This is a genomic window from Dechloromonas sp. H13 (assembly GCF_009469615.1).
Classification (GTDB): domain Bacteria; phylum Pseudomonadota; class Gammaproteobacteria; order Burkholderiales; family Rhodocyclaceae; genus Azonexus.
The window spans coordinates 107,431-130,877 of sequence record NZ_SSXX01000003.1 but is presented as its reverse complement, the minus strand read 5'-3'; the positions used below and the strand labels follow the sequence as shown (position 1 = coordinate 130,877).

General features: G+C 62.6%; 23 protein-coding genes. 13 read left to right on the top strand and 10 right to left on the bottom strand.

Annotated features, from left to right (window positions below):
- Position 1 precedes the first annotated feature (1 nt).
- From GH660_RS08975 to GH660_RS17880, 4 genes are all read left to right on the top strand, one after another.
- Entirely contained in the window at positions 2-682 is a 681-nt protein-coding gene (locus GH660_RS08975; RefSeq protein WP_153146328.1) for an SOS response-associated peptidase, read from the top strand.
- The gene (locus GH660_RS08970; RefSeq protein ID WP_153146327.1) at positions 679-1,194 is read left to right on the top strand and encodes a hypothetical protein; all 516 of its coding nucleotides are present in this window, start codon (positions 679-681) and stop codon (positions 1,192-1,194) included. The genes GH660_RS08975 and GH660_RS08970 overlap by 4 nt, the downstream gene beginning before the upstream one ends.
- Positions 1,195-1,863: 669 nt before the next feature.
- On the top strand, positions 1,864-2,040 hold the full coding sequence (locus GH660_RS17885) for a hypothetical protein (RefSeq protein WP_194266273.1): 177 nt from the start codon (positions 1,864-1,866) through the stop codon (positions 2,038-2,040).
- 2 nt (positions 2,041-2,042) lie between these two features.
- The gene (locus GH660_RS17880; RefSeq protein WP_194266272.1) at positions 2,043-2,267 is read left to right on the top strand and encodes a hypothetical protein; all 225 of its coding nucleotides are present in this window, start codon (positions 2,043-2,045) and stop codon (positions 2,265-2,267) included.
- Here GH660_RS17880 and GH660_RS08960 read toward each other — a convergent pair.
- Positions 2,238-2,468, bottom strand: a complete 231-nt coding sequence (locus GH660_RS08960; protein WP_153146325.1) for a hypothetical protein — start codon at positions 2,466-2,468, stop codon at positions 2,238-2,240. The two genes, GH660_RS17880 and GH660_RS08960, sit on opposite strands and share 30 nt — an antisense overlap.
- 127 nt (positions 2,469-2,595) lie before the next feature.
- Between GH660_RS08960 and GH660_RS08955 the strand changes: the two genes are divergently transcribed.
- The 3 genes from GH660_RS08955 to GH660_RS08945 all read left to right on the top strand — a co-directional run bounded on the left by GH660_RS08955 (position 2,596) and on the right by GH660_RS08945 (position 4,420).
- Positions 2,596-3,111, top strand: a complete 516-nt coding sequence (locus GH660_RS08955) for a hypothetical protein (RefSeq protein WP_153146324.1) — start codon at positions 2,596-2,598, stop codon at positions 3,109-3,111.
- 285 nt (positions 3,112-3,396) lie between these two features.
- Positions 3,397-3,636, top strand: coding sequence for a hypothetical protein (locus GH660_RS08950; protein WP_153146323.1), 240 nt, complete (start codon positions 3,397-3,399; stop codon positions 3,634-3,636).
- A gap of 91 nt (positions 3,637-3,727) precedes the next feature.
- A complete protein-coding gene (locus GH660_RS08945) occupies positions 3,728-4,420 on the top strand; it encodes a hypothetical protein (protein WP_228276426.1) in 693 nt (230 codons plus the stop codon).
- A gap of 81 nt (positions 4,421-4,501) precedes the next feature.
- Here the strand turns inward: GH660_RS08945 and GH660_RS08940 are convergent, their stop codons facing one another.
- Complete coding sequence (locus GH660_RS08940) at positions 4,502-4,717, bottom strand: hypothetical protein (protein WP_153146321.1); 216 nt, start codon at positions 4,715-4,717, stop codon at positions 4,502-4,504.
- Between the two features lie 474 nt (positions 4,718-5,191).
- On the opposite strand from GH660_RS08940, the gene GH660_RS08935 reads away from it, so the two are divergent.
- Positions 5,192-5,773, top strand: a complete 582-nt coding sequence (locus GH660_RS08935; protein ID WP_153146320.1) for a RadC family protein — start codon at positions 5,192-5,194, stop codon at positions 5,771-5,773.
- A 273-nt stretch (positions 5,774-6,046) separates the two neighbouring features.
- Positions 6,047-6,355, top strand: coding sequence for a hypothetical protein (locus GH660_RS08930; RefSeq protein WP_153146319.1), 309 nt, complete (start codon positions 6,047-6,049; stop codon positions 6,353-6,355).
- A gap of 67 nt (positions 6,356-6,422) precedes the next feature.
- Here the strand turns inward: GH660_RS08930 and GH660_RS08925 are convergent, their stop codons facing one another.
- The gene (locus GH660_RS08925) at positions 6,423-6,659 is read right to left on the bottom strand and encodes a hypothetical protein (RefSeq protein ID WP_153146318.1); all 237 of its coding nucleotides are present in this window, start codon (positions 6,657-6,659) and stop codon (positions 6,423-6,425) included.
- Positions 6,660-7,031: 372 nt separating this feature from the next.
- Complete coding sequence (locus GH660_RS08920; RefSeq protein WP_153146317.1) at positions 7,032-9,515, bottom strand: DNA repair protein; 2,484 nt, start codon at positions 9,513-9,515, stop codon at positions 7,032-7,034.
- A 157-nt stretch (positions 9,516-9,672) separates the two neighbouring features.
- Between GH660_RS08920 and GH660_RS08915 the strand changes: the two genes are divergently transcribed.
- Positions 9,673-11,610, top strand: coding sequence for an ATP-dependent endonuclease (locus GH660_RS08915; RefSeq protein ID WP_153146316.1), 1,938 nt, complete (start codon positions 9,673-9,675; stop codon positions 11,608-11,610).
- Positions 11,607-13,268: a UvrD-helicase domain-containing protein gene (locus tag GH660_RS08910; RefSeq protein ID WP_153146315.1), complete on the top strand. Its 1,662-nt coding sequence runs from the start codon at positions 11,607-11,609 to the stop codon at positions 13,266-13,268. The genes GH660_RS08915 and GH660_RS08910 overlap by 4 nt, the downstream gene beginning before the upstream one ends.
- Positions 13,269-13,330: 62 nt before the next feature.
- On the opposite strand, the gene GH660_RS08905 is transcribed toward GH660_RS08910, so the two are convergent.
- The 6 genes from GH660_RS08905 to GH660_RS08880 all read right to left on the bottom strand — a co-directional run bounded on the left by GH660_RS08905 (position 13,331) and on the right by GH660_RS08880 (position 21,879).
- Entirely contained in the window at positions 13,331-14,638 is a 1,308-nt protein-coding gene (locus tag GH660_RS08905; RefSeq protein ID WP_228276425.1) for a metallophosphatase family protein, read from the bottom strand.
- Positions 14,635-15,963: a hypothetical protein gene (locus tag GH660_RS08900; protein WP_153146314.1), complete on the bottom strand. Its 1,329-nt coding sequence runs from the start codon at positions 15,961-15,963 to the stop codon at positions 14,635-14,637. The genes GH660_RS08905 and GH660_RS08900 overlap by 4 nt, the downstream gene beginning before the upstream one ends.
- 160 nt (positions 15,964-16,123) lie before the next feature.
- Positions 16,124-16,273, bottom strand: coding sequence for a hypothetical protein (locus GH660_RS18190; RefSeq protein ID WP_368666112.1), 150 nt, complete (start codon positions 16,271-16,273; stop codon positions 16,124-16,126).
- Positions 16,274-16,314: 41 nt separating this feature from the next.
- Positions 16,315-16,524: a hypothetical protein gene (locus tag GH660_RS08890; protein ID WP_228276424.1), complete on the bottom strand. Its 210-nt coding sequence runs from the start codon at positions 16,522-16,524 to the stop codon at positions 16,315-16,317.
- Positions 16,505-21,289: a DUF3883 domain-containing protein gene (locus GH660_RS08885; RefSeq protein WP_153146313.1), complete on the bottom strand. Its 4,785-nt coding sequence runs from the start codon at positions 21,287-21,289 to the stop codon at positions 16,505-16,507. Before GH660_RS08885 ends, GH660_RS08890 begins: the two co-directional genes overlap by 20 nt.
- A gap of 80 nt (positions 21,290-21,369) precedes the next feature.
- Positions 21,370-21,879 carry a hypothetical protein gene (locus GH660_RS08880; RefSeq protein ID WP_153146312.1) on the bottom strand — a complete coding sequence of 170 codons (510 nt, stop codon included), beginning with the start codon at positions 21,877-21,879 and terminating at the stop codon, positions 21,370-21,372.
- Positions 21,880-22,031: 152 nt separating this feature from the next.
- On the opposite strand from GH660_RS08880, the gene GH660_RS08875 reads away from it, so the two are divergent.
- Positions 22,032-22,946 (top strand): WYL domain-containing protein, encoded by a 915-nt coding sequence (locus GH660_RS08875; RefSeq protein ID WP_153146311.1) that lies wholly within the window; start codon positions 22,032-22,034, stop codon positions 22,944-22,946.
- Between the two features lie 10 nt (positions 22,947-22,956).
- Positions 22,957-23,412 carry a BREX-3 system P-loop-containing protein BrxF gene (gene brxF / locus GH660_RS08870; RefSeq protein ID WP_153146310.1) on the top strand — a complete coding sequence of 152 codons (456 nt, stop codon included), beginning with the start codon at positions 22,957-22,959 and terminating at the stop codon, positions 23,410-23,412.
- The last annotated feature ends 35 nt before the right edge of the window (positions 23,413-23,447 follow it).

Sequence of the window (23,447 nt, the reverse complement as noted above, 5' to 3'; positions counted from 1 at the left end):
GATGTGCGGTCGTTATGCGCTCTACGGCCCGCGATCCCGGATTCGGGACCGATTCGACCTCGACGATGGCTTCGACTTCGGTCCCCGCTACAACATTGCGCCAACGACGAACGTGTTGGTCGTTCGCCCCGGCTCGAGCGGCCGGAGGGTGGGCAGCCTCTACCGCTGGGGGCTGATTCCCGGGTGGGCGAAGGACGGCACCATGGGCGCGAAGCTCAGCAATGCCCGCGCGGAGACGGTGTCCGAGAAGCCCGCATTCCGCACCGCGTTTCGTCGCTGGCGATGCATTGTGCCAGCCAGCGGTTTTTTCGAATGGAAGGCCGTTCAGGAAGACGGCCGCACGGTAAAGCAGCCCTATTTCATCCGCCCCCGGGATGAAAACGAACTGTTCGGGTTCGCGGGGCTCAGCGAGCGGTGGGTATCGCCCGACGGCGAGGAAATTCACTCGTGCTGCATCGTCACGACCGACGCCAACGCGTTGATGATGCCGATCCACGACAGAATGCCGGTCATCTTGGCCCCCGGCGATTACGACGCCTGGTTGGACCCCGCCAACGTGAATGCGGAGATGTTGCGCGTATTGCTTTGCGCTGCCGAGGCCGATGACATGATCGCTTACCCGGTGAGCCGGGCAGTCAATTCATCCCGTACCGATGCCCCAATGCTGGTCGAGCCGACATGACCCAGCGGCTTCGTCCGGGCATCGCCGAGCCCGTGTTTCTGATGTTCTCCCGCCAGCAGATAGAAACCGGCGACATCGGTGAGCCCCTTGAATTCTTGCGGGGCTTGACGGCCGACCCGCGGGCAGCCCTCGACTACTGCGGTCGAATCAGCCTGATGGTCGACGGATACAACGACGACCCGCGCGAAATCTTCGAGATCTCGGAGGTCCGGGCCTTCCTCAAAGGCCTCGACGCGCAGTGGCCCTACTGGTTCTTCTTCCTGTCCCAGGCCGACGACTCGATCAAGCTGCTGGAGAGCTGCCTGTGCGACACCATCGAGGTGATCCCGGGCGTTGCGTCCATCGACCTCGATCAGATGGAGCGGGCGCTGGCGCGCCACTTCGGGGCCATGAACCGCCTTTGCGAGGCGCTGAACGTGCCGGAGGAGCAGATCGAGGAAATCTCTGAGGGGATCGTCAGCCTCATCCACAACGCCTCGGTCGAGCGGATCGACGGCGACGACTACCAGTAGCCGCGCCGCCGCACCAGATACTGGCCGCGCCCGGCTCCTTCGACTGCGGAACGATGTGGAGCGGCAGCCTGCGCTCGAAAGTGTCCGACGTACGCTTCATCTCACATGGCATCTCGCCCTCAGGCATCTTCTCGAACGACCGATTCGGTACAACGGGGTCTGACTCGAGGCGGCGTGTGGTCTGCGGACGTCTCAAGTCCGCGGCGCATTCATCAAGTACACCCCCTGACTTCCCTGGCGCTTGCGGGTGGCAATTCAGATCGCTGGCTTGAGCCTGGATAAGCCCTGCGCAATACTGCAAGGGCTTTCTGTGGACATCGTGTCTGCACAGCCTTCATCGGCGACCCCGGTCGCCTTGAAGTCCAGCCCTGCTGGCGTCGCAGTCGTTACCTGCCTCAAGGATACCCGGCGTCGATCGGGTCCGGCCATGTCCATGGCCGTGTGTCTTGTTCAGCCACCCGGCTGAATGCTGTGTCCTGCCGCGCGACCTTCGGGTCGATCGGCATCGAGCGAAGGCCCCGTTCGCAAGAACCGTGGGCCTTCATCCTGCACGTGCCGCCTGGCACGTCGCCGAGCCGCTCTGCCGTCCACGGCGGAGCATCCCGAACGGGGAACCCCAAGTTCCCCGCCAGGGATGGGTGTTCCCTTCCATTCCTGAAGGAGAACACCATGTTCGCAATCCCTGTAACGAGAGAGTCGCGCCCGGTCGCCGTGCTGCTGGGAGGCTCCGGACATGCCCGGACGCCCGCTGTTCGCACGCCCGCCGTGCCGGCGCTGCTGAAGCTGCAGCCCAACGCCCCCGGGCGCTCCGGCTGCGCTTCCGAGTACCGCGCGTCAGGAGGCTGATCATGCCGATCAGCCTCTACCGCCGGCGCATTGCCGCCACTGTGATCCAACTGGCCAAGGACGATCCGTCTCTGGTCAGGGAGGTGATCGCCCGCTTGCGAGAGTCGGGTGAGATCGAAGCCGACGATCTGGTCTACCTGGACCGGATCGCCGACCGCTGGATGAGGATTGCCGAGGACAACGGCAGGCACGCCGCATCAACGTATCCGCGTCAAGCGCGCGGGTAGCGGGATGCCCCTGGCCTTCGCCATTGCCGCAGCGATCTTTTCCAGCAGATCGGGACGTTCATCGTTCAGCGTATCGGCCCATCGGGCCAATGCCTGGTCGATGTCGTTCTGTGTTCGCGCCCCGTCGAAGTCGAGACCGAGTTTTCGGAAGGCCTCGATTTCGTCGGGCGTGAACCGTAGTGCATCGCCTGCACGCAGCATGTGTGGGCACCTCTTGACCTGTGAGCGTTCAGCTTAGCAGCGCCGCATGTCCGTGCAACCCCGGGGAGTCCACCGCCTCCCCGCTCAGGGACAGGTGTTCCCTCTGTTCGTCATTGGAGAAAACACCATGTCCCTTGAGAAATCCCGTCCTCGTCCCCGGCGCTCCGGCATCGAGTCCGAGGAAGAGCGTGCCTGGGTCGGCTTCTACCAACGCGTCGGCCGTGATTCGGCCATCGCGACGGAAGTCATGGCCCAGCTCGAGTCCGATCCCGAAATGAAGCGTACCCATCTGGCGTTATACCTGTGCTGCAAGGAATCGCTGCGTCAGCACAAGGCCCGCCAGGCGCGCAACAAGCGGATCGGTCAGTTCGTCCGCTGGCTGTGCCACGGCCTGTTCGTCCGGCCGCTGCGCAGTCTGCAGAAGGGTCTGCGTCACGGCAGCGACATCGCCGTCGAATGCTTGCCCGAAGTGGTCAAGGAGCCGGCTGTGGCCCAGGTGCGCCGCCTGGCTAGGGAAACCGAGTTCACGACGGCACACACGGCCTTCGAGCAACAGGCGGCCCAGTCTGCGGCCGACCCGTTACCCGCATCCACTGAAGCCCAGGCCTCGCCCAGCGCAAAAACACCGCGCGCGGCCGCCTGACCCGAGAAGCGCCGGGCCTTCACCGGCCCGGCCTGTGATGCGGCGGCACCGGCCGTCGCATCCGGATCGCCGATCGCCCACGCCCGCTGTTCCCCCAGCGGTGCGTGCGGTGCTCGCCCCGATCCCCCACCACCCCATCGAGTGCCCGTGAACGCAGGCAAAGCGACTTCACGGGGCGCCCACACCCGCCCGCTATGCCGTCTGCGCGCGTCGGGCCAAACCCCGCCCGCCGATCTGCCCCCGGCATGCCGGCCCCATTTTTCTAGCAATGAAAGGAAGCCTTTGATGATCACTATCACCGCCATCCTGAACGCCATCGAAGCGCACGCTGAGAGCGCCATCGTCCCAGAGCTTCGCCTCATCAAGAAGGAGGTCGAGAAACTGCGCCCGTCCCTCTACCCGGATGACCAGGAGCACGCCGACGCCCTGCTGCTGAAGCTGGACCGCCTGCTGTCCGACCAGGTCGTCGTCACCGAGGCCGGCGCGTTGGCGCAAGGATTCCAGGCAGTGGCTCAGGCGGCCTGAGCCGCAGCGACACCACCGGTTAGCCGCCCGTCGGCTCGCCAGACACCCAACAACCCCGTGGGGCTCACGCCCTGCGGGGTGGAGTTCCACGATGATTCGAAAGGAACCCGAGATGAACAAGGTGAGTATCAATGCGGCGCAACTGCGCTACGTGATCGATTGCGGCGAGGGCTATACCTGTCTGGGCTTCGCCAACGCCCGGGATCACGCCAACCAGATCGCCTGCAGGCTGGGCCGACCCGACCTGGCGTTTACAGAGGAGGACTACGCGACCCTCGCCGGCTACGAAAAATACGGCCGAGCCGTCCAGGCCTGGAGCCAGTCTCCGCTGACGCGCACGACTTACTTCGATCCCGGCACGGATGCCAAGGCCGCCAGGGTCCTGGAAACCTCCCGCACCCGCGAACGGAAGGTCCGCCTGATCCTCGGTGATACCAGCACCGGGGAACCCTGGCTGGAGGAACACGATGTCATCGGCCGTATTGGCCGCTCGACGGGGAGTTTGAAGGTCCCCTTGCTGATCGAGCCCGGCGAGCATGGCGGCTGCGCCATTCTGTGCGCTTGCCTCCTTGCCATCGTGGATTGGGAATCGGGCGACTTCCTGTATCGCCATGCCGCCTACCGCGAAGCCGACTTGAGCATCAAGCCTTCGGGCGACCCCGACCCGTCCTGGAACGTTCTGCGGCGCGAAGAAGTCGTCGCCAGTTTCCGGGACATCGGCAAGGCCGGCGCCTACCTCGCCTTCATGCGCGGCGCGACGATCGAGCCGCGTGTCTTCCAGTGACTTCGAGGGCCGTACCCGTTGGAGCGACGTCTCCCCGGCAGAAACGCTGGGGAGGGGGTCGCCCGCAGAAAACCAACCGTGCTACGCCGCCAGGCGGCACTGGGTGTATTCGCGGTCGATGAGCCAGTGCAGGAACTGGGTGTCCTTGGAGACGCCCCAGTAGTGCGCCTTGCATCGGGCGATGTAGGCGTCCAGGTCGTCGAGTGTGCGGATGTCCACCGGCTCGATGTCGGTGATCTTCCGGAAGCGCTCGACCTCCCGGCGAGTGAGTCGAATTTGCGAGCCGAGGCGGATCATCGTCGTTCTACGTGAAGGGTTGAGCCTTCATCTTGATCAAATTTTCCAGGCTTGTCGCGGGTTTTGCGGCGGTCATGCAAAAAATTTATGCAGTGCCAATAGGCTGACATCCCAGTCACACTGGAGTGCAAGTAGGCCCTTTGACCAAGCTGGCGGCACCGTTGCGCCGCAGAAGCCATCGGCACGCCCTCATCACCAACGCCATTCGCAAGCCCGTCGGATTCCGGCCGCTTGAACGTTGCGTCCTTTGCATCCCCTTGAATCCACCCCACTGATGCCGGAAACTGACTGGGCTTACATGCATTCCATCGTGGAATGTAGTCCGGCCCCTGGCCGGCGTCGCAGTCGATACCTGCCTCATTCATCGTGCCGACCGATGTTACGTACATTCGTCCGCACCTTCATCCCAAGCGGGGACCTCGTCCCCTTTGGGATCGGCGTTCCCGCTTTTCTTGTTTACTCGAGGAGAACGCCATGAATCTATCTGCCTTGTCCCGCGCCGATCTGGTCCGCGAATTACTCTCGCCCCTGGTTTGCGCGTCGAGTACCAACCCTCTACACGTCAGCGATGCCGTAGCGCAAATGGGCATGCTCGGCACCACCGATACCGTTCTCGCCCATCGTTTGGGCATTGCCCGCGAACTGCTGCTGCGCGACCTGCGTGAGCAGATGCGCAGCGGCCCGCTGATGACTTCGCCGCAGGTCCTGCGCGACTGGCTACGGCTGTATTGCGCTGGCCTGGAGCATGAGGTGTTCCTGGCGCTCTACCTGGACGCCCAACATCGCCTGATCGAAGCCGAGGAGTTGTTTCGGGGAACCCTGACCCAGACCTCCGTCTATCCTCGGGAACTGGTCAAGGGAGCACTCGCCCGTAATGCCGCCGCGCTGGCTGTGGCCCACAACCATCCCTCGGGGGAAGCCGAGCCCTCGCGGGCCGATGAGCTGCTGACCCAGAACCTGAAGCACGCGCTGAGCCTGGTGGACGTGCGGGTGATCGACCATTTCGTCGTCGCCGGCGACACGGTAGTGTCGTTTGCCGAACGCGGGCTGATGTAGCGCCATGCGCCGCCGATCAACCGCGTCGCGTCCGATGCTCAAAGCCATGCCCACCTCATCCGGTCGGGCTGCCTTTTCGGTCGCATGAGGACATCATCATGTCGACGAGAATCCCACCCCATTGTCCTGTTTGCGCGGGCGACGGCGTGCCGCTGGGTACGTTGGGCCGCCTGCGCTGGTTCCGTTGTCGCGACTGCGGCATGAACTTCAGTCGTCAGGCTGGCACGCGCCCCAAGACCAAGTCGACATCTCATCACGAGGAAGGAGAACCGCATGGAAACGCCCGCCGTGGCAAGCTTGCAAGCGCAGGCTGAACCCTTGGCCTCGTTATCGATCTCGCATCTGAGTTCAAGCACCCGCCTGAAATTGGCCGATGACGAGTTGTCGGTCAACGCCTACCCGACCGACTGCGGCGGCATCATCTATGTCGGCGTACCCCGTTACCGGGTGCCGACGGAAACCGATCTGGCCACGATCTTCGAAGTCGCGGAGCAAGCCGGTATTGCCTGGCTGAAGTTCGATAGCGAAGCGGCCGTGATTGACGGTCTGCCGGTCTTTGATTTGCAGGAGCCCGAGGCGTGAGTCGGCAATCCAGCTCTCACAACGGGGCCACACGTTAGTGGCGGTGGCCGGACATGTCTGGCCACCGCTATGCCAGCAGCGTTTTAAGCCGTTCCAAGCCCGCTTTGATGTCGTCGCCAAGGCGTAAGGCCTCCGGGCCGCCTTCCATTGCTTGCTGAGCCGCCCAACTGCAAAACTCCGCCATCAAAGAAGCCTTCTCGGTGGTGATTTTCGAATGGCGGAGGCCATCCTCAATAAGGGGGATTAAGCCGGCAGCTGCGCGCAGCCTGTTCAACGCAGGCGTGGGTTCGGGGATTTTCGACATGCAGGCATTTTAGCGGCGGGGCGCCCAACAAGCCATGGCAATCGACGGCGGCCAAACAGCGGAACAGATCCTGAGTCTTGTGTTTGGGTGGATGGCCGAAAAGTTTGACGACCTACGATAGCTCCGTCATGCCGAGTTTCACTCAAAGGAAGGCCGCCACCCTAATCATAGCCGCCCGGCTGCCTTCAGGGCCGCTTGTATGGTGGCAAGCGGCAGGAACAGAGGCGGCGCCCAGTAGGGGAAGCGCGCCCTAGGCCTCGTTCCAACCGGCCACTCGTTCATGCTCGACATCTATCAGCACAGCGCCCCCAGCGACCCTAGGCCGCAGCGACAGGCAACGCATCTATGTCACATTCAATCCACACGATCCAACTACGCTCCGGCCGGGGCTTCGTGCGACTCCTTGTGGAGATCCATATCAATCACCGCATCCGCCATGGCGGCCAGTTCCGGCGTCTGGGACACGAAGAACTCCTGCTGATATCCCCCCAGCCGCAGCACCTCCCGCTTCATCGCCATGAACATGCGCTTGCGCTCGGGGTCCAGCGGCCCATCGGCCTCGTCCGAGAACAGTGCGCCGTAGCGTCGCCCCGTGTGCTGGGCGAGGTACAGCGCCACCGCCCGGATCAGGCACTCGTTGATCCAGACTCGTTCGCCGCCGCTCATCAGGCCGACACTTTTGCTCTCCCCCGACTCGGCGTCGTGCACTAGGATGTCGAAGCCCTCCTTCTGCTCGCCCTTGCCCGTTTCCACCAGCGTCTGGATGGACACCGTAAAGCGGGGACCGTAGCAGGCGAGCAGGAGGTCATTGGCGAGCGCCGACAAGGCCGGGCCGGCGTCATCGATGGCCAGCGCGATCAGACCATCGTTGCTCATGCATTTGGCAAACAGGTTCCAGTTACCCAACTCGGTTTCGACGTGAGCGATGCGGTTCGCCACCAGTGCCTGGCGGCCGGCTAGGGACGCAGCCTGCTGCACCAGGACACCCAAGGTTTCGGCATCCCCCACTGCGTTAAGATGGGCCTGCTCGGCGGCAGTCACCGACTGTGCCGCCTGTTCCATCCTCGTCTGCGCATCGATCAGGCACCGCTCGTCATAAGGCGCAGGTAAGGCCGCCAGCGCCTGCTGGAGCCGGTCGAGGGCGGCACGGTAGTGCTTCGCCTGCTGTTCGCGCTGGTGGGCGATCGCCTGCCGCGCCGCATCGATCTGCTGGCGCTCGGCGGCCTCCTCGGGCATCTCCGCCGGCGACTGATCAGCCGCGGCATCTGGGCCCTGCGCCGTCCGCAGTACAGTCAACTCCTCCTCGATCTCCGCCAGCGTGGCTCGCGCCCGTGCCATTTCCCCGCCCTGGGCGGCCAGCAGCGCAAACCGCGAGGCATGCGCCCGGGCACGCTCGGCCAAGAGCTCGGCCCGGGCCAATGCCTGCGGTGCAGCGGCTAGGGCCTCATGCTGTTCGCGCAAGCCGTCCAGTTCCTTCTGCACCGTTGCCTTCTCGCGCCCCAGGCGCTGGATCGCCCCCTCGGCACTGGGCATCAGGACCTGGGCTTCCCGCGCATCGCCCAAGAGCTTGCATTGCCCCTGCAGGTCGGTACCCGCACACGGCACCTCGCCGGTCAGCCCAAAGCGCCGGGCCAGCTCCTCGGCCTTGAGCACCGCCTGTCCGGCCTCGCGCTCGATCCCAGACAATTTCTGGTGGGCCATCCGCGCCGCGGCCTCGCACTGGCTCAGGCGTTGAACGTGCTCCCGCCATGTTCCGATCTGCGCCGATCGTAGCGACGAGACTCGCTCGGCCAGCGGCAGACGGTGCTCTCCACGCCGCACGGCTGGCGCCCCTGCCAGCAAGGTGAGGCACTGCCGGCGCTGGTTCTGCAAGGCTTGCCGGCGGTTGCGCTCCTGGCTGAGACGCTGGGCGATGCGCTGCTCCAGCCGTTGTAGCCGCTGTTGCTCGCCCCGATCCTGGGCCTGCAAGGCATCGATGGCGTCTTTGCCGGCCTGGACTACCGCTTGGCATTCTCCCTGAAGTTGCCGCCGGCGCGCTTCTACGCCTTGCGCCTGCTCGCGCTCGGCCAACAACTGGGCATGCCGGTTTCGCGCCGACTCCTGCGCGGCTTGGGCCGCCTGTCGGCTGGACAGGCTCTGCGCGACGCGAGGCTGGGCGCCATCAAGACGCCGCCGCTCGCCCTCGATCCGCTGCGCTTCCTCGTCCAGCCCAGCCTGTTCCTGCCGGATCGCCGCGAGGCCCGCCTTGAACAGCCGTGCCGTCTCGGCCGCCTTCTGGCCGAGCGCCCGGATTTTCTCCTGCCCGAGCAGATCGGCGAGCAGGGTCTTGATCTCGGCATTGCGGTAGGCGCTCAGCTGCCGCTTGCCCTGCGCCGAGAACACCGAGGTAAAGAAGGTATCGGCGCTGCCGCAGATGGCCTCGACGCAGCGGGTATAGGTATCCACCTTGCCGTCGGACACGATGCCGTTGTCCAGTGCCACGGGTTTCCAGGCGCCATCGTCGGTGAGGACGAACAGGAAGGTTTCGGTCTTGCGCCGGCCGTTGAGGCGGATCACAACCTGTGATCGGTAACTGCGGCCGTCGTGGGCCCAGATCAGGTCTTTCTCGTTGTCGGGCAGGCAGACGTGGTCGTAATAGGAGAACCCGCCCGGACCGGCCACGCCGGCACGTGAGGGCATCGTGAGGTACGGGTGCATGTTGTCCATCACGGTGGTCTTGCCGCGCCCGTTCGCGCCGACGATGGCGACCAGTTCGGCGCCGTCAGCCAGTCGCTCGAAATCCAGGGTCAGGACATCGCGTCCCAGGCCATCGCGGATGCCGCGAAAGCCTTTGAGAGTGAGGGAAAGAGGTTGCATGGTGTTATTCCACTGAGAGATGACGACAACCTAGTCTCCTCGCGCCCTGCCCCGCTTCAACCCCGTCCGGCAGCCCCTACCCGGAAAGGAGCATTTTGGTCCTGGTGACATCGCTGATTACAATGCAATCAAAATATTTGATCAGCACGGGGACAACGTGAAGCTCACACAACTGCGGATCTGCAATTTCCAATCCTTCGGCCCGACGTCAACCGTTATCGATTTGGCGGCCATGAACTTTCTGCTCGGTCCCAATGGGAGTGGCAAGACGGCTGTACTGCAGGCACTCGCCCGTCTCTTCGGTTTAGATCCAGCCTTGCGGCGGATACGGCGAAGCGATTTCCACGTCACCTCGGCCGACCTTGCTGATGGCGCCCTTGGATTGCTGACGCTGTGGATCGAAGCGCAATTCGAGTTTCCAGAACTCATCGAGCCAAAGGGCAAACATGCCACCATACCCGCCCATTTCGCGCACATGCAATTGGAGTCCGCCGATGGGGTTCCGCGGATAAGATTCCGGCTGGCCGCCGAGATGGACGAGGATGGAGATATCGAAGAGACCATGCACTATGTGCTTCAGGTCGACGACGACGGCGTTCCGACCAAAACGGTGGCGGTGCAAAAGCATGACCGCAACGCAATCCAGGTGCATTACCTCCCCGCCCGACGGGATCCAACCGACCATATCTCCTACGCGGCCAATTCGCTATTGGGCCGCGCTTTACGCGCCGCCCACTGGCAGGCCGAACGCGACGAAATCGCCGGTCTCACCCAGGACATCAGCGAGGCATTGGCTGGAAATGCGGCGGTCGGCGGCCTCGGAAAACAGTTGTCCGCCCAATGGCAAGTCCTGCACAAAGGAAGCTATTACGCGAGCCCGTGCGTTTCGTTCGAGCGCAACGAGATCGACAACCTACTGCGCCATCTGACGGTCGGATTTACCCCGGGACATGGCGAGCCGATGGTCGACTTTTCGCGCCTGAGCGACGGTCAGCAATCCTTGCTCTATGTCTCGCTGGTGCTGTCCATCCAGGAAATCGGCCGCCAAGTACTGGCCGGCAAGCTCGATGCATTCGACGTCGATAAGCTCAGGCCCGCCGTCTTCACCCTGGTGGCGATGGAAGAGCCCGAGAACAGCCTGTCGCCCCATTACCTCGGCCGCGTGATCAAGGCATTGACCGCCTTCGCGGGCCACCACGACGCGCAGGCCCTCGTCGCCACCCACGCGCCGTCGCTGCTCAAACGCATGCCGCCGGAGAACATCCGCTACCTGCGCCTCAATGCGGACCGGCAGACCGTGGTCAAGTCGATCATCCTGCCGGAGGCCACCGATGAGGCTCACAAGTTCGTGCGCGAAGCGGTCCAGGCTTTCCCCGAGCTGTACTTTTCCCGGTTGGTCATCCTCGGGGAAGGGGACAGTGAAGAGATCGTCTTGCCGCGTTTGCTGCAAGCCAACGGACTCGCCGAAGACGACGCCTCAATTTCCGTCGCCCCGCTGGGGGGACGCCACGTCAATCATTTCTGGCGACTCCTTGATGGCCTGGGAATTCCCTATGTGACTCTGCTGGATCTCGACTTGGGACGCTACCAGGGTGGATGGGGACGTGTGCGGTATGCCGCTAAGCAGATCCTTGCCCTCGGTAAGCCAATAAAGGGGCTCACGGACGCAACGATTAAGGCCTTGCCCAAATGGAATGGCGAGGATCACGTAATGACATCAAAATTCGGAAAAGAATGGTTGGAGTGGCTCGAAGGCCGCGGCGTCTTCTTCTCCTCGCCGCTTGACCTCGACTTCGCAATGCTGCGGCAATTCTCAGCCGCATACGAAGTCGAAGAGCAAGACTTGGAAGATCCGGATGACGAAACCATTGTTGCGGTGCTCGGCAAGAGCCACGGGGACGCCGACCAGTACAGCGAAGAAGAGCAGCGTTACTTCGACGCCTACCATCACCGCTTCAAACTGAGCAGCAAACCGGCCGCTCATCTCGAAGCGCTGGCAGCACTGGACGATGCGGTATTGAACGTCGACATGCCGGAATCGATCGATCGCCTGTTGGACATGGTCACGGCCAAACTGGCGGAACTGCCGGAATGATCAAGCCCGACCGCTGGCATCCGTCCGACGGCCTGACCCTGGAACCCAACGCGCTCGCCGCCGCCAGTGAGACTGCGCGGAGCTTGGCGCTGACCGCCGGGCCCGGCGCCGGCAAAACCGAGATGCTCGCACAGCATGCTGATTTCCTGCTGCGTACCGGAACTTGCCGCTACCCGCAGCGCATCCTCGCGATCTCCTTCAAAGTCGACGCTGCCCGCAACCTCAAGGATCGGGTGCGCCGGCGTTGTGGCTCGGCACTCGCGGCCCGGTTGGACAGCCACACTTTTCACGCCTTCGCCAAGCGTCTGATCGACCGCTTCCGTCCGGTGCTGACCGGTAGGGACGCACTCGATGCGGACTACACGGTCGGTTCGCCGAGGGTCCAGCGACGCCAGATCGAGTTCGAAGACATGGTGCCCCTGGCCGTCCAGATCCTGCAGACCAGTTCCGTGGCACGCCACGCTGTACGACAGACCTACAGCCACGGTTTCCTCGACGAATTCCAGGACTGCACCGATACGCAATACCAGCTCATCCGGACTGTCTTCTTCGGCACCGGCATTCCGCTGACCGCGGTCGGCGACACCAAGCAACGAATCATGGGCTGGGCCGGCGCGCTGGAGGGGGTATTCCAGACCTTTGCCGAAGATTTCAACGCCCTTCCCCTGAACCTTTACCAGAACTTTCGTTCGCGGCCACGCCTGCGGCGCATGCAGAACGCCATGGTCAAAGTCATGGACCTCAATGCCGCAGTACCCGACGCTGAACTGGCAGGGCCAGGCGGCTCCGTCGACATCCTCGAATTCCAGGACAGCCAGGATGAAGCGGAAGCTCTGGCCGAGATGATTCAGGGATGGATCGACAACGAGGGCCTGCCGCCCTCGGAGATCGCCGTGTTGGTATCCAAGCAACCGAACCTCTATGCTGATCGCTTGATGGCGGAGCTGAGCCGCCGCAATGTCCCGTTCCGTGACGAGCAGAACCTGCAGGATCTGTCTGTCGAACCGGCGGCACGTCTTATCGTCGATTTTCTTGCCGTGGTAGTGAGCGAACGGGAGCCGGATGCCTATGGTCGGCTGATGGAGGTGCTTTTGGCGACGGGGCTGGACGAGGATGCTGCCTACGAGCAGCGAGCCCAGTGGAACCGCCATATCGATTGCACCCGCGATCAGGTGCGCCGAGGGGGCTTCGCCACGTACGACCCCGTCGCCCTGAGCAAGCTCGCCACTGAGTTCCTCAGCCTGCTGGGCCGGGAAGCTATCGCAGCGCTGTCAGCTGACTACGAACGCGGCGGCCGGCTGGACGAAATCATCGCGCAAACTCTGGATCGCATTACCGAACTCTTTGCCCTCGATTCTGATGCGGTGGGTGCCTTGTCACGGTTCTCCGAGGACAGCGCCGTTCGGATCATGACAATCCACAAGAGCAAAGGCCTGGAATTCGATAGCGTCATCTTGCTCGGCATCGAGGAACAAGCGTTCTTTGGCAAGCGCGCCGATGAGCGGTCAGCGTTCTTCGTGGGAATCTCTCGCGCAAAGCGACGGCTGTATCTGACCGTTGCTGAAAACCGGGAAAGACCACGGGCAGCCGTGCGTCGCTGGGATGAAGCCCGATCGCCCGTCAAGGAGTTTCTGGGATACGCGACGTCGACGACGTAAGCCTAATTAGGCGCAGCACCCTGCCGGTGGCTCAGAACAACTGCAAGGTCACCGGCTCGTGCTTATTCTTGCCCACTCCGTTCCAGAGGCCCAAGACCTCGCGCATTTACATCCCAACCGCATCCAAGCCGTGGCATCGTATCCCCGGCCCTGCGAAGCAAACCGTCCGCAATCTGCTCCGGGGTCTGCGTTGCGAGCGCCTCAAGGCACTCGAGCAACGGCTCGGCCCGCGCCTCGGTCACCTGCGCCCATACCCGCACCTTGTCCGCCAGATTCGCTAGTTGCGAGATTCCCGACGCCCGCGTGCGCACCACCGGTACGATCCGCCCCTCCAACTTGGTCTCCGCCGCCTCTGCGAGCACCCGCTCGATCGCCGCACGGTCGACCTCGTGGCGATCTTCGTCGGCGACGGTCCAGCGCACGCGCACAAACGCGCCGGCGACGTCCTGCCGCGCGACGGCGGCCCGCAGGGCGTCGAGGTCGGGCTTGCCGTCGAACACGATATCGACGGTTCGACGTGCTGGCGTGGGCTTCAGGGTGAAGCGCACCTGGTCGGTGTCGACCTCCCACAACAAGAACCCCTTTTCCCCTTCCTCGCCGTAGTGAAAACGACCGATCGAGCCGGGATAGGCGATGCACTGCCGCCCTACCCTGCTTTCCTGTTCCCATGCCTGATGCCGATGGATGTGCCCGAGCATGAAGGCCTGGGCCTCGGCGCCGAAGAGCGCGCCGGTGGTGAACTCGTGATCGAAGCCAGCCATCGGCACGCCGTGCTCGCTCACGCAGCCGAACACCGTGCCATGGGAGACGCCGATGGTGGGCACGCCCTGCCGGCGGGCGGCGCGGTGGGCGGGTGCGTAGCCGCGCAGCAACAGGGCCAGCTGCTCGCCGACCGCCTGGGCGGCATCCGTTGCACCGACCGCCGCGGCGACCGCAGCCTTGTTTACCGTGGGAATGCAGGAAAACAGCGCGTGGGCATTGCCCGGTAGCCGATCGAAGCACCAGCCCGTCGAAGCCAGCCATTCGCCCTGGGCCGTGAGGGTGACCTGCTCGATCCGGTCGGCCACATGCACCGGATGCCGTCCGCCCAGCAGCCGGAAGATCGCCAGGGTGCCCGGTGGCTCATGCGAGAACGTGCCTTGCAGCATCAGCACCGGGCAATGGTCGGCCAGGCGCCGCACCTGCGCGAGTAGCCGTTCGGCGGCCGGTGCGTGCAAGTCCAGGCCATGGTCGGTGGCATCGCCCGACAGGACCGCCGCCTCTACACCCAACGCGATGGCCCCGTCGACGGCGGCGCCGAAGCAGCGATCAGCTTCGATCAGGTTCTTCGTGCCGTAGTGGAGATCGGAGAAATGAGCGACTCGGATCATGATGCTCTCCCGCCTGAGGCGAGGTGCAGTTCGCTCTCGATCTTGTCGAGATAGCCCTGCGGGTCGTTGCCGTAGCGCTCCAGTTCGTCCCAGGCCCGGGCACGGCCGTTCGGGTTGATCTTCCAGCCCCTTCCCCAGCGCCGATCGGCATACGCCTGGTAGCGTTCCGGCACGATCCCATATGCCTGCACGCGCGCCATGAGTTGCTCGAAGCTCGGTCCACCCTCCCGCAGCGGCGGCGCCTCGACGGATGCCGCGTCGGCCATCGTCACTGCCTGGATGTCGGCCGCCCCCGGCTGCAGCGGCTCGGCGTTCGCCGCGGCCGGATTGCCCTGAAGCACCTGCGTCGCCAGTTGGGCCTGGACCAAGGCCGTCTCGGTGTCTTCGTTCTCGCGCAGCAAGGCCGTCACATCCACCGGCGCCTCGAGGTCGATGATCCACTGCGGGACGCGCACCGCCCTCCCCTGCTCGTCGATGTGGGCCACCTCCATCAGTTGCTTGGTGAGGTAGAACGGTGTGCGTTGACGGTCGAGGAAACCCGAGATGCGCCCGCCGCGCAGGAAGCCCACGGTCTCGAACTTCTGGATCGCCGCGTTCATCGCATAGAAGCTGTTGGTAGGCAGTTCGAAGGCACTGATCGAACGGATGCCGGGAATGAAGAACAGGAAGCGTCCGGTCAGGTTGCACTGGCGCTGCTGATACTCGCGGCAGGTCTCGGGGTCGCACAGGCCGCCGTTGTCCTCGCGGATCACGGTCTTGCGCCCGCCGAAGAGGCGGATCGTGCGCCGCCCCGTACCGTCGACCGGCACAGGGGCATGACACATGCAGTGGCGCACCCGGCCATCTGCCGAGTATTGCGACCAGTAGTGCTTCTCATGCGTGCCCCAAGCCGCCAGTTCGTGCGGCATCACGGTCTGCCAGTAGTCGGAGGGAAACACCACCGGGAAGCGGTACAAGCGCCGGCCTTCGCCCCGATCCTCGCCATAGGCATCCAGAATTTCCCGGGCGATTTCGGGATTGGGAAAGTCCTGCGCCCGCACGGTGAACCACGGCACGTTGCGCGGCACTAGCGGCGTCTTGAGATTGGGCAGGGCTTCGGCGATGGCGCGCTCGATCTGCTCGAACGACTGGCCCGCGGCCACGCCCTGGTCGTAGATTGCCTTCGCCTTGGGCTCTCCGGCGGCCTTCTTGGTGAGCACTTTGATGCCGGCGCGGATCTTTCCACCGGTAGGAATGCGGGCGGGGCCTTGCCCCAGCAGGGTCGGTGCAGCAGTAGCGCCGCCGCCCTGCACGGCGATGACGGGGTGTACGTTGGGATGGGCCATGACGGCGCTCCTCCATGAACGTCGGGAGATTCCGACGATTCATGCTCTCGCGACTTCGCCGCACTTCAACCCCGGCGCCGGACGGCGGTTTAGCAGCCGAACCCGCATCCCAAGTTGGCTACGCCTTGGGGCAACGCACACCTCCCTGCAATCTCTCCTTTCATTCCTTCCGAACAGCGTCCAATCTGAAGGCCGCACAGGTATCAGCCTTTCCGACGACTACAAGCAAAGACTTCGCTCGGCTCATGCCGACATAACGCAGCTCCAGATTCCGAGCAAGATCAATGGTATCCAGGCCCCACAAGATCACGATCGGCGATTCGAGGCCCTTGAAGCGCTGGATCGTGTCAATCAGTACCCGAGATTCGGATGACAGACGACGAAATCAGTTTCGCCATCCTTGGCTTGTTCTTCCTCCCGACGCAATATCCATCCGACCTGGAAGAAGACGACAAAGTCGCGGGGAAGCCCATCCCTCAACGCCCTGTAGACCTTTGCCTCCGCCTGGGATGGCAAGTCCGCCAGCTGGGCATCGGTCAGTTCAGGAATGATCGTTGTCATCGTCTTCCTCAACCACGGTCATCGTCTGCAGATTCAACGTGACCGTGCGACGACCGCTGGTCACAAACGCGATGGACATAACGCGCGTCGAGCCTCGCAGCTCCATTGATTCGATCCTTCCGAAACCGAAATGCTGGTGCTTTACCCTGGCGCCCGCGATGAAGGCAAGTGCAGGGTCGGCACGTTCATCGGCAACAGCATCGCGCCAGTTGCCGTCGAACATGAAAGACGTCACCTGCGTGGCAGGACTGCGAATAGGATGAACACGTATGTGTTCAGGATCAGAAACAAACTCGACCACGTATAGCCAGTAGCGATCGCCGTAGTCTTGGGCATTGCTGAACTGCAGCCTGGACAGCCCCACGCCCGTCTGGTTCCACTCGCCGTTGACACCCTTCACCTCGATGAACCGGTCTTCGCCTGTCAGCGGGTTTCGGCTGATGATGTCGTAACCAGGATGGGTTTGGGCCATCTGTTCCGCGACGCGCCCCCGAGCCTTTTCATAGGCGCATACGGTGGCGCGGGCCACCACCTCAACAGCCAGGTTGTGCTCGGATGGGCCTTCCTGCTCGTCGGCATCGGCAGATTCCTCTTGCTTCTTCCGAACATAGGAAAGTAGTCGTCGATCCCACTGCTCCTTGTGCTTTGGACGTGGCTTCTTGGCGCGCTTGTCGCCAGTCGACGAACCTGTGCTGTGGCCGTGCCCAGTAGCCTGGTCACCATCTGGCGCATCCTTTTCTCGTGCGCCCTTAGACCCGGTTCCAGGTTGCCCTTGATCGGGCGGCGGCACATCCTTGGGAGGAGCTTTCGGCTCACCTGTCGGCCGACTCGTACCAGGCCGATCCGCTGTGCGTTCTCCGCCTTTGGGCGCGTCGGCTGGCGCGGTATCCGGCTTGCTCTCTGGCTGGTAGCCGGGGTCGGTCGTGCTCCCCATGTCGTCCAAAGCCGACGAGGTCAAGTCATCTGCCTGTCCGCTTGCGCTTTCAGCATCCAAGTACGGGATACCTGCATCGGTCAGTTCTCGGTGAGCCTCCTCAACAGGTATGCTCATCAGCGGTCGAACGCTGAGGGTCAGTTTCGATATCTCGCTTCCAGACTCTTCCGGCATCAACTGGTGGAAGATGGCATTCAGGACGTGGGGCCAGCTGCGATTCCCCACCGGTCGCGCCAAGATCAGCTGGCGTTTGTCGATGTCATAGAAGGTATGCGCTGCCGAGGGTGGAGCCGAAGCCCAATCCCCGCCAACGTGCACGGACGCTTGGATGCGCACGAGCTCGTAGCTAATGGCGGTCAGCTCTGAAAGCGAGTTCCGCACCTTTTGTTTGACTGGCGTCGGTTTGTCGTGGAGCAATCGCGCAAGGATGTCGATCCGCTCCATCAGCTTGTCGGCAAGCTGCGGTTCCTCAGTCTTCTGTCCATCAACGAACTCAAGCGCAACCTCAGCGCTCTCACTGAGCCGCCTGACCCCGACCTTCTCAATGAACGGCCACAGCTCGGGGGCAGGTTTGCACAGCGCCCGGTCAAGCTCCGCATTGAAGAAACCTGCGTGCCACTCGCTGTCCTGAAGAAGCACTTCGTCAGGATGCGTGGGCTGCCCCATGAGGTTCAATATCGTTGGTGCCTCTTGCAACCTTCGAATGTCCGGGGCACCAATCTCCTCACGCTCGTCTGCTGCCGCCACGCCCATCAAGCAGGTGTCGTACACCGATCGATCCGCCCCTGCGACGGGCTTCGACTGCTCGAAGTACTCGCCGACGATGTCCAGCAGGATGTCGACGTAGTCTCGGCCCTCGGGTGCGTTCTTCACTCCGATTGCGGTGAACAGCGGCTTGAACGCCTCAAGATTGCCAGGAATGGTGAAGGCGCAGCGCCCGAGCTGCTGGGGCGACCAGTAAAGCTGATTCGGGCGGACAAAGCTCTTCTGACTCTCGACATAGATGCACCGAGAGCCAGCCAATGTCGAGATCAGCGGATCGGAACGCTGTGCCCGCTCGTTCAGCACCTGGTAGGTCGAAACGTGAGGCTGAGCGCCGGTCTTCACGCAGTACTGCAAATGGTCGATGACCAGCCTCGTTTCCGGATTGATGGTGACGTCCAGATCTTCCAGTAGCTCCGTTTTCAGGCGTGCCGTGTTTCTGAAATCGAGAATGTTGGCCTGCGACCTGAATGCCTCGGCGCGGTATGGCGCGTACAGATCGCCACCAGAGTGCCAGTTCTCCGTATCGCTTTCAGCTGGGAAGCACGCCACCCCACGGAGGCTGTCGATCGCACCCTGGAAGAACGGCTTCTCACTCCATTCCTCGTAGTGCTCACACAGGACGTAGAAGGCATCGCCGCTGGCGCGCTTTGCATCTTCCGTCGGCAGGTACTTCTCTGCGATGAAGAGCATCCGCTCCACCAGGTGCTGCGCAAGTGGTGACCGGCGTATTCCGAGGCTGTCGATGAAAGTGTGGACCGACCGGGCGTTGGGCACCCGACTGGCATCGAGCCAAAGGTGCGTCGCATCGCCAAGCACCTTCACCAAGTCATCGGTGCGCCTGTAGGTGTTGGTAGGGCGCGACCAACGCCCGTCCTGCGTCGGCACGATCGGCAGTGCACCCAACAGCCGGCGGATGTTCTCGTCATTCACGAGCGCCGGATGGCTGGCCAGTTCACTGATCAGGCGGGTGTACTTCTGCGCATCCAGCGGCCCGTCATCATTGAAGAACCTCGGCAGCACGTTCTGTACGAATGCCTCGATCGTCTGCGTCTGAACGCCAAGCTTGCTCGACACGAACTCTCTGGCGGAATCAGTCAGGACGGACGTTTCAAGTAGGTCGGCCTGCCCAGTGGGATCGGTGAAGTTGCCAGGCAGGAGCGCTTGGGTTGCCTTGATCAGACCTCGACTTGATAGCCAGATCGGCAGGTTGCGAAGCGCCTGGTACACCGCCTTCTCGACATTATCCGGACGGTCCAGATCCGCGAACATCGCATACAGGTCGCGCAACTCTTGCTGTTCAACGCCGATGACATCTTCGACGGGCTCGGTGGCGCACATCGAGCCGATATGATCGACGACCGCACCGAGCTCAAGCTGTCGCATCAGTCGCGCAATCTTTGGGAATCCGAGAATGTGATGCGCTGCAATCGCCAGCCTGGGCAGAAGGGAAGCGAAGCGCCCAGCCTCCAGCGCGGCAGGCACCACAAAGGATTGGCTGATCGTGACGGCGTACAGATCTTCTGTGACGACAAAGGGGATAGCCAGCAATCGCTGAATGGCCGGGTTCGTGGGGGGGGTCTGATTCGCAGTCTCCGGCAACAGATCGTTGACGATGCTCCAAAGCGGACGGTAGAAGCTCTCCAGCCTTGCCGCTTCGACTTGCACCTGACCAGGAACCTGCTGCGCCATCGCTTGCTCAAGCAGGGTCACCAACCGGTCGAAAGTGAGGATTGGCGCGCCCAGCTGGTTTATCGCGGTCTGGAACGGCCGCAGATCTTCGGCGACCAACCTTCCACCGACCTCCAGTAGCGTCTTCGCCTGATGGCTTGTCAGTGGGCCGCGCGGCAGGAAGACCCCGCTGGGGCGCTGAACACTACCGTCTTGGGCCAGCGCAATGTTTGCCTGGGTTCCAGTGACCTTCAATCGTTCCCAAAATCGCTTGAAGCAAGTCGGGTGGTTCGATGGTTTCGATAGCTCAAACGCCCGCGCCAGGATCTGCCAGAGCTGAACGTCTCCCAGCATCTTCAGCAGGCCATCAGGGTCTCTGGCAAGTTCGGTAGCGGCGGCATCGATGAGCATCTCGTTCCACGCCTGCTCGTGTTGGTGCCCAGCGAAGATGACTGCCTTTCGATCGGACTCTGGAAAGAAGTCCGCATTGATGTGCATCGGCAATCCGGTCGACTGCTCGGTGGGCAAGAACGCGTAAAGCACCCCCTCGGCCAGGGGCTCGGGATCGATTCGCAACCCGATGCTGATCTTGGTGCCGCGACCGAGAGACTCAAGGCGGGGATGCGAGGCATACAGCAGCGCAGCAGACTCTGCAACATCGGCCCGCAAGATGTGCCATTGCTCCACCTCGCCACTCGGGCGGAAACTGACGATCAAATCAGACCCATCACCTCGGTCCAGGTCGCATGCCAACAGCAGTTCGCCGTTTCGCCGAACTTCCGCTGTCCGGACATGCCGGAGGAACAACAAGCTCTTGCGAAGGACCTTCTGAAAATCTTCGACGAGCTGATCGATGTGAGCGGTGCTGACGTGCGACACCCCAAGCGCAAGTCGAGCTTCGGTATTGGGGTCGTCTGCCCAAGGCAAGAAGAACGTGGTGCCTTCGGGTTGCTCGAATGGCTCGATGAACCACTGTCCTTCTTCCGGGTGAAGTGTCAGCTTGATCCCAGAGGACAGGATCTCCGGGTGGTCCGTGACCTGATAAGTCGAGACGAAGCCGATGCCGAAGCGACCGATGTTTTCGCCACGAGAAAGCTTCCCCCCGCTGCCGACATCCGCGATTCGGTGGTAGTCGCAGCTGTAGTTGTCGCTGGCAATGAAGCTGCAAGGCCGCGTGTGCAGATCACCACAGTAGGTGAACTTGCCACTATTGACGACAAGCAGGCCCCGGTCAGTGATGTCGAAGACAACCGATTCTGCTTTGGCGTCATCCGCGTTTTGGATGAGCTCAAGAGCCATGACGTCGTAGCCCTGCAGCCCGGCAAGGTGGCTCCGTATGTTTCCAAGCAGGTTCGCGGTGTACGAGCCGCTTCTGCGGGGTTGGGTCTGCTGATCCATTTTTGTTCCGAGCCTTTCCCCTGACTGGGCCGTTCTATTTCAAGCGCATTATTCTTGCATTGTTCTTGCATTGTTCTTGTTCAGTCCGTCGCCCAAAGCTGGTCGTTGTCCTGCGTCGCGGCCCAGAAGTCGTCAAACAGCGCCAGCTTGGCTTCACGCACCGTCGGGTACGCCTTCGCGCCAAACCAGTCGCCAATCTTGTATCCCCATCGCCCCGTCTTGGTCGGGTACACCACCAGGTTGCGACCATCGACGTTCAGGAAGCTGTTGCCTTTAGCCGAGACTCGCCACTTGCGGTGGAGCCAGCGAGTGCGACGCGATGCGCGATTCCTGAGTCGCGCCTCGCGGCGCTTGGGACCGTCGTAGTCATCGCTCATCTTCTCCGCGCACACGCAGCCAACGTCCAACGCTTCTTCCACATCGGGGTGCTCCATGATGTGGACATAGCGGATCTTCTCGTTTCCGCACATCTGGCATGTCGCGTAGTCGGTGTCGTCAGCAGGCTCGCCGTCGGCCCGAAGGTCGACGACGTCCACACAGTGCCACCCCTTGTGGGGCACGCCCGGCTGATCCCAACGATTACCGTTCATGCTTGGCCTCCAGTGTCTTCAGTACATCACTTCATAATCACTATGCGACGGATAAACGTCTAATTTAATACGATAGACACATTCTAGAGCAGCTTATATACTTCCCGCAATGACCCGTACATGCCTTCGCTAACCTGAACGAGCACCCCAGGATGTCGAACGAACAGCTAGCAGAACTCACCCAGCCACAGCGCGACCGCCTCGCGTTCGTGGAGTTGCGCGTGCGCTTCATCGGGGAGATCCGCCGCCAGGACCTGGTTTCGCGTTTTGGCATCCAGTCGGCGGCGGCCAGCCGGGATCTGGCGCTCTACAAAGACCTTGCCCCCGGCAATATCGACTACGACTCCAAGGGCAAGTCGTACATCCTGGGCCCGGACTTCCGCCCGGTCTTCGACTTCCCGCCAGAGCGTGTGCTGTCTTGGCTGACCCAAGGTTTCGGCGACGGCGAGCCCGTGCGGCTCAAGGCATGGGTCGCCAGCGAGAGTCCTTCAAGGTTGACGCACCCCGATCTGGATGTGCTGGCGAGCGTGACGCGGGCGATCCACCAGGAATGCCCGCTTGCCATCGAGTACCACTCCATCTCGAATGGCAAGGCCGAGCGCCAGATCGTGCCGTTCGCGCTGATCGACAACGGTCTTCGGTGGCACGTTCGCGCCTTCGACCGCAAGTCGAAGGAATTCCGTGACTTCGTGATCACGCGCATCAAGCAGCCGCAGGTGTTGAAGGGCGAGAAACCAGCGCCGCACGAACTCAGCGACCAGGACATACAGTGGACCCGCATCGTGGAGCTGGAATTGGTACCCCACCCCGATCAGCCGCGCCCTGAGATAACCGAGATGGACTACCGGATGGAGGATGGCTCTTTGCGGTTGAAGCTGCGTGCAGCCACCGCTGGGTACATCTTGCGCAAGTGGAGCGTGGACTGCTCGCCCGACCACAGTCTACGTGGCCACGAGTACCGGCTGTGGCTGAAAGATCCGCTGGCGATCTATGGCGTCAAGAACGCCGTGCTGGCACCCGGCTACCGGTCTCCTGACCAACAGCGGCTCGAAGCCGCGTCGGACTGAGGGGCACTGCGTGCTGGCAAAACTCGAACGACTCATCGGCGAAATCGGCGACCTCAACAGCAAGCTGGTTCTGCTGGTCGGTGCAAGCCGCAGCGGCAAGACCAAGCTGCTGCGCGAGCTGGGCACCAAGCTCAACATCGAGCCCCTGAATGTGGGCCTGGAGCTGGGCCGCCGGTTGGCTGCGACGCCGATCAACAAGCGGGGCTTCTCAGCCGGTGAGTTGCTGCGTGAGATCGCTGACAAGGAACGCACCGACGATCCGCTGCTGCTGGACAACCTCGAACTGTTGTTCGAGAGGGGCTTGCAAATCAACCCGCTTGATCTCGTCAAGCGGCTGGCCCACTCCAAGTGCGTCGTGGCGGTGTGGCCGGGCGAGCTGCGGGGTGATCGGCTGATCTATGCCGACATCAGCCACCCAGAACATCGCGACTACAGCCGTGACGGCGTGGTCGTTCTAGAAATTTGACGTACAGGGGAAGAGAGAACCATATGGCCCTAAAC